Below are 12810 nucleotides of genomic sequence, written 5' to 3' on the forward strand. Positions count from 1 at the left end.
AAATTTCTTAATTTTTCTTTAAATTTGGTAAATAATCTTTGTACAGGTTCTCCATTCGGCTCTCCAATTTTTTTTTCATTCGTTCTGTGTTTCCTAAATAAACAAGTGATGATGCAAGATTGGAATCTCCTCTTGGCAATGCGATATCATATGGATTTTCAGCAACTTCCGCTAGAAGGTTTGTGAATATGCCTCTACCTATATGAGTTGACCATTTATATTCCTCCAGTTTGACTCCATAAATCATGTCATCTGGGTTTGATGATTCTCTAAGTTGCTTCAAAAATTCTTTTTTCAATTTAGTGAAGTAAGCCCTATAACTTTGTCCTGACATGGCCTTACCATCCCGGTTTACAAACAACGCATCAGATCCATCTACAGCTTTATAATTTCCAATATGAAATTGATACAATTGCTTCAGCCAATCTTGAATTGGATAAAGACTTTGGCTTCTTGGTTTCTTGACACCACTTGACCCAGCATTATCTTTAATGTCTGTTCTCATGTAATTTTGTTGAAGGTCAACTATTAATCCAAATTCGCCATAAGATCCTATAGAAGTTACATCGGATTTTTTGATGTTTACAAGCTCTCCTTGTCTAATCCCTCCAAAACACTGCATGTAAACTCCTAAAGCAATTGGATTAGCAATTTTCACAGCAAGTTCGATAAAAGGTAATACGTACTGTTCCGGTAAATCGTGTGATAAATGGTCTCGTTTGAACCTTGGTAAAATTACCCCCTTAAACGGTGAAACCGTATAATTTTGATTTGGTTTCCCATATAAAGCTTTCTTTACAAATACATTATCATCAATATGTAATAACAGTTTTTTCTTCGCTAAGAACTCATAAAATAAAGTCAAGGTTCTTTCCGCTTTTCTAAGCGTCATTCTAGACTTCTCTTTTCTCGTTAATTCGTTTAAGAAAGCAGTACCATGAGAAAAACGAAGTTCTTCTAAAGAAGAAAGTCTATATTTTTTTCGACAATCAATAAGGATGTAATTTAAAAAGGAACACAGGTAATTTGCATGAAGCCTTTGAGAATTGTAAGCTCTATATTTCCAATAATGAAAAATAAACTCTGTAAATGGATGGACACTTAGTCTCCCATTATTTTTATTTTTCAAAACGATTACAGCATGTTTATTTATGACTGGTTTAATATCTCGATGTCTTTTCCATAACTCAATTCCTACACTTTCTACAGCAAAACGCAAATCATCAATCTTTCTTAAATAGGGCACAATTGAATTTTTATGATTCATTTGAACTCCTTCTGATTCAGAATTCCTAATTTTTCTCACAAATTACTATTATACCTATTGTAGATTACCATATTCTCTCTATTATGTTAAGCCGTTATTGTTGCTATAAGAAGATAATCGTTATATGTGATCCTTATAAATCTATTTATTAATGCTCATATTACATTATGCTCATAGTTCTATAGATACTCCTGGAGCTGGCGGAGCTGGTCAGCCGGCGTTCCCGTGACAAATCACTCATGGGGCATGTCGTCTCCGTGGGGTGCCGCGGGCAGGATTACGATAGGCCGACCGGTTTCTCCCGTCAGATGAAGGTGAATGAACCCACCAACATTACGGATGAAGTGTATGATGCGGCAGCGGCTCTGTTTCTGCGCCATTGGGACGGATTACCCATTCGCCGCATCCATGTGTCATTGAGCGGACTTGTACCCGATTCGGAAGTACAGCTGTCCTGGTTTGACGACCGCGAACGTAAAAGAGAATTGGAACGAGCTACGGATGATATCAAACGCAAGTTCGGAGACACGGCCATCATGCGTGCATCCTCGTTATGTTCATCCGCGCAGGCTCAAGACCGTTCTCACAAAATTGGAGGTCACTATAAATGAGTAAAAAATTGCAGCAAAACGGACTCTTCGAGTCCTCACGTATGATGCTCCCCGAACATCGGGAAGCTTATATTCTTCATCAGGAGCAGCTCGCTCCCCGCGCCCGTCCATCTCTCGATGCTCAGGCTGCGGAAGAAATATCCCGTTTGCTGAGCAGCTCCATGGTGCTCGGTGACCGAGTTACCATCACGCTGTTCCACGAACATGACGACACTGCTTATACCGGACGTGTGCTCAGACTGGACCTGCCTTCCCGTACACTCAGGCTGCTGACAGCAGACGGAGTTCGGGATCTTCCGATGAATCTGATCACGGGTGCAGCACCAGCAGGTGAATGGATGGATGAATGAAGTGAATAAATGCGTGAGTCATGCAGCAAAATGAGCATTTCTTCACATACAGATATTGCGAAAACTCCATGATAGACGCAGCGGGTTCAAGCTGTGCAGGACTGAATCCCTACAATCTATATGGAAACAAAAAAGCAGCGGACAAAGCGATTTTCGTGCCCTGCTTCGTTCGAAAGAAGCAAAATGCCCGTAATCTGATTCGTCCACTGCGTGTAAGGGTAATTGTTTGGTTCGCTTATTTATTTTCATTAGAAGAAAGAAATCCAACAAATCTGGGGATCGCCGGTCCTCAAATCAGAAGAAACTCCAGTCAAACTCTTTGGATAGACGCTCCAGCAGATGCACACCTGCAATGCTGTTGCCTTTGCGATTGAGTGCCGGTCCGACCACGCCAATACCAAATTGTCCCGGGACTAACGTCAAAATGCCGCCGGAAACACCGCTTTTGGCAGGAAGTCCCACCTCGATGGCAAATTCACCAGAAGCATTGTACATCCCGCAAGTGGTCATAAAGGTTTTGGCAATCTGCACATAGCGGCGGGGAATAAGTTCGTTCCCCGTAATCGGGTCGGTCCCGTCGTAAGCGAGAACAAGTGCCATGCGGGCCAAGTCCGCACAGGTCACTTCAATAGAGCAGTGGCGAAAATAAACTGCAAGTACATCTTCCACTTCATCCTTGATTACACCGTTATGTTTGAGAAAATAAGCGAGTGAGCGGTTCAGGTGACCGCTTTCGGATTCGGAGCGAAAAACCTCTTCGTTGTAGCCCAGCTGTTCATTGTGAGACAGCTTGCGGAAAAATTCGAGAATACGGCGAGACTTCTCTTCCTTACAGTCACCGCCAACGAGGGAGGATACGGTTATTGCTCCCGCATTAATGAGGGGGTTAAACGGGATACCCGGTTCAACCAGTTCAAGCTTGATCATGGAGTCATAATCATCGCCTGTGGGTTCTTTTCCTACATTAAAGAAGACGGCTTCTTCCCCATGATCCATCAGGGCCAGAATCAGTGTGAACACTTTGGAGATACTCTGCATCGTAAAAGGAACACCGCAATCGCCGGCGGACACATAGTTTCCTTCTGCATCCATAATATGTATACCTAGTTCATCCTGCGATGCTTTGACCAGCTCCGGAATATAAGAAGCGACCTTGCCCTGTCCTGTATGCAGGCGGCTGGTCTCCAGCCATTCCGGCAGCAGAGCATTCAATCGATCCATCGTTGATTCACTCATATGTCATCTCCTCTACTTAGATCTATAGAAGCATCCTGCACGAGGAACCAGCGCTGCAGCGAAAAAACAGCGTTCGTATCTCATACAGGATGTTTGATACCTTTCTTGTGCATTACCCTCTCATCCGGAAAGTTACACATTGATCCGTAAAGTCATGCTGCCATTCGATTCGTTCCTTCCACAGTTTCCACAGCTTTTAGCGCTTCACACGCAAATTCAGCTCCAGAATCTCACCGGGCAGCCCATCATAGTCTCCCGTCCACGTGGATTCGAAGTTCTGTCTAAGCAAAATCTGCCGGGAGGCCGCATTAGATGGATCAATAACAGCATAAAGGACCTCAATGCCGGCGGCCTGAGCCTGGATAATCAGTCGGGAAGCAATGGATGTCCCCTGACCTTTGCCCCAATATTCTGGCAGGATCATATAACCAATCTCAGCCCGGCCCGGATTATCTTCATCTGGAATCAGTTTGGCATAAGCTGTACCCGCACCTTCTTGCGAAGTGACCCGATAATGTCCGCACAGGGAACGAAGGTTGAAATCCAGCATGGCATCAAACTGTGTTTTGGCTTCTTCTTCAGGGATCGCGCGCTCTGTAATCTGCTTCATGACTTCCGCATTCGAAACAAGTGCATAATAGTGCTCAAAGTCTGGTTCGGTGTATTTTACAAAGTTCATGAATAGGCCTCCTTGGAATACATCAATGGTATGTGGTCGTGACGCAGATCATTCATCCATCCAATACAGCTGTCGTCAGAGTACAGCATCGTCTCCGATTCACCTAGAGTATAACAGAAGCTGAACATACAATGCACATCAGCGCCTTTACATAAGTATTTGCAGCCGCATATGCCTGAGTAGGACTGAGTAGGACTGAGTAGGGCCATTCACACAGAAGAAGAGATTGAAGTGCTGCTCTAAGCTGGTACACAAAAAAAAGCAAAAACGGTCTCGCCTGGAGACCGCTTGCCTGTCAACTATTTTATAGTATGAAGAAAAATGATTCAGTTATACACTCATGCCAGGGTTTCTTTCTCTCTCCAAGTGTAAGCATCGTGGAGGAGCACATGGCAGCATTTACGATAAAAACCGCTGTTCAGCTCGCCCGTGAAGACGGATTCAGATGCATTGGTTTGGTCTGAGAAGAGCCAGCCCGGCGACCTGCACCCGGAGGAGTGATCATCAGTGCCATCAGGAGCGATACCGCACAGAGGACCGCAATCACGATAAAGGTGAGATGGAATCCGCCCAGCAGCGCGCTGATGAATGATCCGGCGAGAGCACCCAATCCAAATCCCTGGTAGATTACACCATAGTTTTTGCTTTGATTTTTCAAACCGAAATAATCGGCCACAATGGCTGGGAACACGGTGATGTTACCACCAAAGCAGAAGGCAATCGCTGCCACACAAGCGAAGAAGATTCCAAAGTTCAGCGGCACCAGACTGAGTGTCATGACCGCTACAGCTGTAACGAGCAGGGCTCCGGCGATGACTTTCATTCGGCCTACTTTATCCGACAAAGCACCCAGAATAATACGGCCCGCCGTGTTGAAAATAGCCACCATCGCAACCGCATTAGCCGCCGTGGTCACGTTAAGACCTGCAAGCTGCACACCAATGTCTTTGACAATACCGATCAGATACAGACCGCTCATGCAAGCCGTGAAGAAAATAACGAAGAGCATATACGCTTCTTTCGTACGAAGCATTTCTTTAACTGTATATTCATGACGGACTTCTGCTGGTTTCTCACCGGAACCGTCTTTGACTTTTGCCGGAGACTGTTCACGAACCACTGCTTCACGGATCAGGAATGATCCTGCAGTAACCAGGACAAGAACGATCATCCCCCAGTACATAAAGGCCTGCGCTGGACCAACCGCACCAATCAGGGCGGAGTTCACATATTTGAACAACAAGCTCCCTGTACCGAAGGCTCCCACTGAAATCCCCGAGATCAGTCCCTTACGTTCAGGGAACCATTTGATCAAGTTGGACAGAGATGTAATATACGCTGTGCCGTCCGCAAACCCGACCACAAAACCGGCAAGCAGATACAGCAGCGTTAACGAACTGACTTGGGAACTCAACATCAGTCCCAGACCGAGCACAACCCCAGCCACACGAATTAAACGTCGGAGACCCCAGCGTTCCTGCAATCGTCCTGCAAACAAAGTGGCAATCGCCAAAGCAAAACTCGTAATCGAAAAAGTTATTGCGACCGAGCTGACGTCCCATCCGAAACGATCAGACAGCGGTTGATTGAATAAACTCCAGGTGTAGATTGTGCCAAGCCCCATTTGTACAATAATCGTACCGAGTACAATAAGCCAGCGGTTCACTTTTATAGATGATGTCGTTGTTGAATTAGATGCTGATGAAGCGGATAAAACAGCTGCTTTCATCGTAATCTCCCCTTTGTCGATGTCTATAACCTGTTGAACATTCTCTTGTACGTTCACAAGACCATCATACATGAAAGGGGATTCATAGAGCTGTTTTGAGCATGAGTTGCATCAAATGCGGAATGAAATGCCGTTATATGCGCATGAGCTGCCTGAACTCTTTGACTTTGCCGCGACTGACGGGCACTTCGGCTTCCAGATCACGCAGACGAAGGAGATACGTATTGTTAAACCAGGGTACAATTTCACGAATTTGGGAGAGATTAACGAGATAGGAACGATGGCACCGGAAGAAAGCATCCTGCGGCAGACGGCTGTGGAAATCCGATATGCTGACAGGCATCGTGAATTCTCCATTTTTGGTATACACCTTGGTCACCTTCTCCTGAGCCTCTGCATAGTAGATGTCTGCCGTATCGGTAACAATAATGTTGTCATTACGCAGCAGATTGATTCGTGTGCCCATCAGGTTGTCCGCCTGGGCTGGAGAATGGACGGATACCGCTCGCTGATCCAGTCCATCCTGTGCCTGCAGTGTGCCGGAACGAGCCTGAGCTTGGTTTGGTGCATATCCGGGTTCAACTCCAAGCCCATTCCCTGATTCATGCCTCTCTGCACGCCGGTATATCTGGTCCTCCTCCCGTATTTCGCCATAAATGTTCTCACTTTGCTCACGGTCCCTCTTGAAGGTCAGCTCCAGCTTGTGCAGCATGGCCGCGATTCGTTTCTCGTCATAGGGCTTCAGAATATAATCAAATGCTTCCAGCTCAAAAGCCTCAGCCGCGTGCTCCTTATAAGCGGTTGTAAATACAATGTAGGGCTTGCGCGCAAACTTGCCGATATGATGCGCGAGCATCATACCGTCCAGCGAAGGAATGTTAATATCGAGAAAAAGCACATCCACTTCCTGCTCCTGCAAAAATTTAAGTACATCCAGGCCATCTTCCAGACAATCTACAACCTCAATCTGGCTGTGCTCCTGGATCAGATAACTCAGTTCTTCACTTGCCGGAATTTCATCTTCTACAATTAACGCTCTCATCGCTTCATCATCACCTTGTTATGACATCTCCTTTGGGTACATCAAATAAAATATCCGTTCCTTGCTCCAGTCTTGTAATCGTTAAACCTTTCCCGTATATCAGTTTCACGCGCCGATGCACGTTGTACAGTCCAATCTGGTTTCCAGGCATGCGGTCGTGGTAGACATTCTCGATAATATCGGCGCTTATACCTGCACCCGTGTCACTCACGCTGATACGCACAACATCAGGATGATCCTGCACCCGAATCCGGACGATCCCGGGACCTTTCACTTTCAGAATGCCATGTATAATCGCATTTTCCACAAGCGGCTGGATGACCAGGCTGGGAATATGCACTGCCACTTCATCAATCTCATATATGACGGTGAGTCTGCTGCCAAAGCGAGCTTTCTCAATCTCGACATAGTTGCGGACCTGCTCCAGCTCTTTATGAATATCAATTAATTCGTCCGACAGTTCGAGATTGTAGCGCATATAACCGGAAAGGTTAACGATCAATTCGCGTGCGCGATCCGGCTTGGTTCGAATAGACGAAGCGATAGCGTTTAGCGCATTAAACAGAAAATGAGGATGAATGGTTGTCTGCAGTGCGCGCAGCTCCGCTTTGTTCGCCGCAGCCTTAATTTCCTCTACCCGGGATACCTCCATCTGAGTGGAAATAATCTGAGAGAGTCCTACCGCCATTGTCTGCAGCGGATACGTAATTTTGTAAGCTTTGCGGTAATAGATCTTGAGTGCACCCGTCACATCGCCCCGCTCCTTAAGCGGAATAATCAACAGTGAGTGAATATCCGGGGTTTTCTCATCCGTCACATCATTACTAATCATAATTTCTCCGCTGGATATCGTCCTCTTGGTCATTTCACTAATTATTTCATTGCCAATATGATACCGTTCCTCCCCGAAGCCAACATAAGCCAGTACATTACGGGTATCGGTAATCGCTACCGCATCCGCCTGAATATCTTCTTGAATGATTTTACATACTTTACGCAGGGAATCCTCATCAATCGAGCGGAAGTAAGGCAGTGTTTTATTCGCAATCTCCAAAGCCAGCTTGGCCTGACGACCCGCAATCAGCTCCTTTTCCCCCTCCACGCTCTGCACCAAAAGCACAATCAGACCAATATTCATCTCACCCAGAATCATCGGCAGTGCAATCTTGGAGACAATGTCCGCTCCAAGCGGGTCGGGATAAGAATAGAGCAGAATCAGCAGCATCGTGAGCGCTTCGATGATCATGCCTGCACCAATGCCAATAATCCAGCGCTTGGATTTAGGAGTGTATTTGTGAATGTACCCCGACACGAGGCCCGCAAGAATACTTGTAATGAGGCACGGAATGGCCGTAATGCCGTCCATATCAATCAAATAACGGTGCACCCCGGACACGAAGCCGGTAATAATACCTACAGGTGATCCGAACAGGATTCCGCCTGACAAAATCGCAATAATCCGTACATTGACCAGTGAACCTTCGACGTTAATACCGGTATATGTACCAAAAATGGCAAACGCACAAAACAGCAGGGTCAAGGCCGCATACTCCTGCCATCTTAATTTACCCTTTTGCAAAATCTGCCTAAACCGCGGCACCCGCGACAGAAAAAATAAAAATATAATCAGCAGCGCCGCTCGCTCAAACAGCCCCAGCAGCATCGTAAACATTTCCAATCGAACTTCCTCCACATCTATCTGAAAAAGTAACAGAGCCAGGTAACCGCATATGCTGATTTCCGCACTGCGGCAATATACCTACACTACTCGTATGCAACAGTTTACCCCTCCCCTCGAAGGAAAGCAAAGAATATCCTGTGAAAATCAAAAAACGACGTCACATAGGCAAGCCATCTTACGAAATATCCAATAAACGCATAGCTCTGAAAAAAATCTAACGATCTCAGATGAGCTTATCTGAGCGATATAGTGCTGTCTTGAATTATAACGATCTCCAGAGAGCTTATTTCACTGGAAGCAGAAGAAAAATGCCCATTTTCACATCTAATTTCTAAAATAGGTTTCCCTGAGATCGTTAGAAAATAAAAATGTGTGATATCACCAAAATAGCGTCTCTGGAGATCGTTAGGAAAACAAGCCCTGGGACTCAGCCTCTCTGTATTGGTGACCTAGTTAATTTCTCCCTTCTCCCTTGGAGATTAACAAAGGGTATGCTGTAAAAATCAAAAAAAGGCATCTCATCAAGTCATACATGACTGATGAAACACCCTTCTTTACATTATTCTTTACATGACCATTCCACTTGAATGTAATGCGGCCTTTCAAAAAATTCAGTTTACACTATAACGGAGAGAGCAGAAACAATCTGAAGAAGCGGAGCTAAAAGCTTTCTGAAAGAAAGCTGCATCGGAAGCATACGCTTCGCCTTTATCACCGGATTTTACCCTTATAAGAGGGTAATTCACAAAAGATCCAGGGATAACAGCGATCAGAAGGGTATTCTATTCTCGGAGTACCCACATGTAAACACCCATCTTTCTTTACATGAATCATTACATTTAACTTTACCTAAACATGCCCCACAGCTTAATTAAATGGAACGTATTGTTTGGATCAATCTTTTGTGCGATGACAAAAGCAACAAACTGCTCTTCCTGTGCAGGTGAGAAATTTTCATTCATAATGACTGCTGACGACTTGATCAACCTGCGCACCTTCGCCTTATCCTGTAAATCAGCCTTGGTCACACCGTCAATCAGCTTTTTAATGCGCTCTTTGACTGCAGGATTTTTCATCTTTAGTTTGATCCGCTCCACCAGCTGCGGACTGATTCCATATTGTTGGTAACCCAAAACGTACAGCACCTCCCAAAAAAATGAACTCACTTCTTATTCATATGTCGGGAGGGCTTGTTCACTTGTCACTTTTTACAAAACATGCCTTTACACAAACGCAGCACATTCAAAATTAAGCTTTCTTAATCAATCAGATCGCCCTTGAACACCTGCTCCTGCTGGAGATATTCACGCAGCGGCACATAATCAACAGATGTCCAGAACGCAGCATTCGCAATCAGCGCGGACACATCATCCCTGGCTTGTTCCAGTACGGCGAAATCCGCTACCATATCGGCAAGACGGAACTCAGGCAGTCCGCTCTGCTTGGTGCCAAAGAAATCGCCCGGACCCCGCAGATCCAGATCACGGCGAGACACCTCGAATCCATCCTCGGTTTCAGTCATGACCTTCATTCGTTCCTGACCAACTTCCGTTTTGGGATCAGCGATCAGCACACAATAGGATGCATGCGCACCACGACCGACCCGACCGCGAAGTTGATGCAGCTGGGACAAGCCAAAACGATCCGCGTCCATTATAACCATTAATGTAGCATTAGGCACATCCACACCAACTTCCACGACCGTCGTGGATACCAACAGCTGAATGTCATTGTTGTAGAATTCACGCATCATTTCTTCTTTTTCCGCCGCCGACATGCGTCCATGGAGCAGCCCCACTTCATATTTCGGGAAATTCTGCTGCATCTGCACATGCAGGTCTATGGCATTCTGCACATCAAGCTTCTCTGATTCTTCGATGAGCGGACAGATCAGATAAGCCTGGCGGCCTTGGTCTACCTCTCTGGAGATAAAACCAAGTACCCGCTCCATCATGTCATGCTTCACCCAATACGTGGAGATCGGAATTCGTCCCTTCGGCCGCTCCGATATCGTCGACACCTCAATATCACCAAAAGCCGTAATCGCAAGTGTTCGAGGAATCGGCGTAGCGGTCATCGTTAACACGTCAGGATTATACCCTTTGCGTCTCAAAACGCTGCGCTGATTTACCCCGAAGCGATGCTGCTCGTCCGTAACCACAAGGCCCAGCTCCCGGAAAAAAACATCCTCCTGGATCAGGGCGTGTGTACCCACAACAATATCGATCATGCCCATCTGCAATGAGGCGATCAAATCCTTGCGTTTGCGCCCGTTCACACTACCGGTCAACAGTCCTACCGTCACGCCAAATGGTTCAAACAGCTTCTGAAGCGAGCGCATATGCTGCTCTGCCAGAATTTCGGTCGGCACCATCAGTGCCCCCTGAAAACCGGAGCGAACGGATGTATACAGTGCAATCGCTGCAATCACCGTTTTACCTGAACCTACGTCCCCCTGCAGCAGTCGATTCATCGCATACGGGGAACGCATATCATGCAGAATTTCAAGCTCAACCTTCTTCTGCGCATCGGTCAACTCAAACGGCAGACTGCGCACGAATTCTCGAATCGTCGTATTGTCGGTGGTATGTACCATGCCGTCCATGCGATTCCGGTTCAACGCACGGAATGCCTGCATTTTGAGCTGGAATAAAAACAACTCCTCATAGACCATCCGCTGTCTGGCCCGCTGACCCTCCTGATTGTCCTGAGGACGATGTATACCGGCGATAGCCTGCTTGCGCGGCACCAGATTATATTTTTTAATCAGCGCTTGCGGTAAGATTTCGGGGATCATCTCACCGTATTGAATCAATCCCTGGTTAATCGTTTTGCGCATCCACTGCTGCGTGATCTTACCCGTGACGGAATAGACAGGTTGTAATGTACCTGAACGTCCATCTCCTTTATCAGGGAATTCCGAATCCGACACCGTAAGCTGCATGCGCTTTTGTTCCCATTTGCCAGTCAGTACAATTTGCCGATTGGGTGTAAGCTGGTCTTTGAGAAAATGACGGTTAAACCACGTTGCCGTGATCATCCACTCTTCGGTCATGATTTTGCAGGTCAGACGTGACTTTTTGCCATAGCGCTGCAGTACCGGAACACCCATTACCTGTCCCTGTACCGTAATCTTGTCTCCGTCCTTAACCTCACTGAGCGAACGCAGACGATAATCTTCATAACGAAACGGATAATACTCTAACAAATCTTTTACACTAGAGATGCCAAAGGCGTGAAGCTCTCCCTCTTTGAGAGCACTCACGCCGTTAATTTGCTTCACTGATATTTCTTCCAAATTCATGTCTAATCCCTCATTCCGGAACAGGCCACATAAAGATTGCAATGACACCGGGTCCCACATGACTTCCGATGACGGCTCCGATATTGGTGTAGATCACTTCGTTCAGTGTGAAATGACCCTTTAACTGCTCTGCACAAGCTGCCGCTGACGCAGGATCTGCTGTATGGCCTACCGCCAGATTGACTCGCTTTCCGGCCAGATCCTTCTGGAACAGCTCAATAATACGGGCCATTGCCTTTTTATGACCTCTGACTTTCTCTACAGCGTAGATTACGCCTTCTTCATCAATAGACAGGATCGGCTTGATGTTAAGCAGCGTTCCCAAAATAGCCGAGGCTCTGCCAATCCGTCCACCTTTCTGCAAATACTCCAGGGTATCCACCAGAAAAAACAGCTTGCGCGATTGCTGCATTGCCTCAACAGCAGCTGCAATCTCAGCTGGGGACTTGCCTTGTTCGGCAAGCTCGGCAGCGTGTACCACCATTAACCCATACCCGTATGAAGCCGACTTTGAATCAATCACGGTAAGATCTGAATCACGTTCCAAAAGTGACTTGCCAAGCACAGCCGACTGATATGTACCACTCATGCCGGAAGACAGGTGTATGGATACAATAGGCCTGTCCGGATTCTCATCCAGCAGTGTCTGGTACACGTTCATGAAATCGGTAGGTGAAGGCTGTGAAGTCGTAGGCAGCACAGAACTCTGCCTTAACTTGTCATAGAACTGCTCCGAAGTCAGTTCAATCCCGTCAGCATACGTTTCTTCCCCGAATAACAGACGCAGGGGAACGACATGTATACCGTACATTTTAATCAATTCCTCAGGAATATCGGCTGTACTGTCCGTTACAATCGCAACCTTGTGGCTCACGGGCTCTCCTCCTCTTCGATAAAGTACTATTAGTGCA

11 protein-coding genes are annotated in these 12810 nt (G+C 46.4%); 2 read left to right on the forward strand and 9 right to left on the reverse strand.

The window, feature by feature from the left end; translation table 11 throughout:
• Positions 1–7: 7 nt before the first annotated feature.
• Positions 8–1267, reverse strand: a complete 1260-nt coding sequence (locus MKY97_RS19265) for a hypothetical protein (protein ID WP_342551915.1) — start codon at positions 1265–1267, stop codon at positions 8–10.
• A gap of 197 nt (positions 1268–1464) precedes the next feature.
• On the opposite strand from MKY97_RS19265, the gene MKY97_RS19270 reads away from it, so the two are divergent.
• Both MKY97_RS19270 and MKY97_RS19275 read left to right on the forward strand, forming a co-directional pair.
• Positions 1465–1878, forward strand: a complete 414-nt coding sequence (locus MKY97_RS19270; RefSeq protein WP_342556392.1) for a hypothetical protein — start codon at positions 1465–1467, stop codon at positions 1876–1878.
• Entirely contained in the window at positions 1875–2228 is a 354-nt protein-coding gene (locus tag MKY97_RS19275; protein WP_342551916.1) for a YolD-like family protein, read from the forward strand. The genes MKY97_RS19270 and MKY97_RS19275 overlap by 4 nt, the downstream gene beginning before the upstream one ends.
• Positions 2229–2522: 294 nt before the next feature.
• Here MKY97_RS19275 and glsA read toward each other — a convergent pair whose 3' ends face one another.
• The 8 genes from glsA to MKY97_RS19315 all read right to left on the reverse strand — a co-directional run bounded on the left by glsA (position 2523) and on the right by MKY97_RS19315 (position 12773).
• Positions 2523–3464: a glutaminase A gene (glsA, locus tag MKY97_RS19280; RefSeq protein ID WP_342551917.1), complete on the reverse strand. Its 942-nt coding sequence runs from the start codon at positions 3462–3464 to the stop codon at positions 2523–2525.
• Between the two features lie 196 nt (positions 3465–3660).
• Positions 3661–4143, reverse strand: a complete 483-nt coding sequence (locus tag MKY97_RS19285; protein ID WP_342551918.1) for a GNAT family N-acetyltransferase — start codon at positions 4141–4143, stop codon at positions 3661–3663.
• A 418-nt stretch (positions 4144–4561) separates the two neighbouring features.
• Positions 4562–5872 carry an OFA family MFS transporter gene (locus MKY97_RS19290; RefSeq protein ID WP_342551919.1) on the reverse strand — a complete coding sequence of 437 codons (1311 nt, stop codon included), beginning with the start codon at positions 5870–5872 and terminating at the stop codon, positions 4562–4564.
• A 133-nt stretch (positions 5873–6005) separates the two neighbouring features.
• Positions 6006–6914 (reverse strand): LytTR family DNA-binding domain-containing protein, encoded by a 909-nt coding sequence (locus tag MKY97_RS19295; RefSeq protein WP_342551920.1) that lies wholly within the window; start codon positions 6912–6914, stop codon positions 6006–6008.
• A gap of 10 nt (positions 6915–6924) precedes the next feature.
• Entirely contained in the window at positions 6925–8586 is a 1662-nt protein-coding gene (locus tag MKY97_RS19300; protein WP_342556393.1) for a sensor histidine kinase, read from the reverse strand.
• A gap of 854 nt (positions 8587–9440) precedes the next feature.
• Positions 9441–9728 carry a stage VI sporulation protein F gene (locus tag MKY97_RS19305; protein WP_342551921.1) on the reverse strand — a complete coding sequence of 96 codons (288 nt, stop codon included), beginning with the start codon at positions 9726–9728 and terminating at the stop codon, positions 9441–9443.
• Between the two features lie 125 nt (positions 9729–9853).
• A complete protein-coding gene (gene recG, locus MKY97_RS19310; RefSeq protein ID WP_342551922.1) occupies positions 9854–11899 on the reverse strand; it encodes an ATP-dependent DNA helicase RecG in 2046 nt (681 codons plus the stop codon).
• Between the two features lie 10 nt (positions 11900–11909).
• A complete protein-coding gene (locus MKY97_RS19315; protein WP_342551923.1) occupies positions 11910–12773 on the reverse strand; it encodes a DegV family protein in 864 nt (287 codons plus the stop codon).
• Between the last annotated feature and the right edge of the window lie 37 nt (positions 12774–12810).

Origin of the sequence: Paenibacillus sp. FSL R7-0652 (genome assembly GCF_038595045.1) — a bacterium.
Classification (GTDB): Bacteria; Bacillota; Bacilli; order Paenibacillales; family Paenibacillaceae; genus Paenibacillus.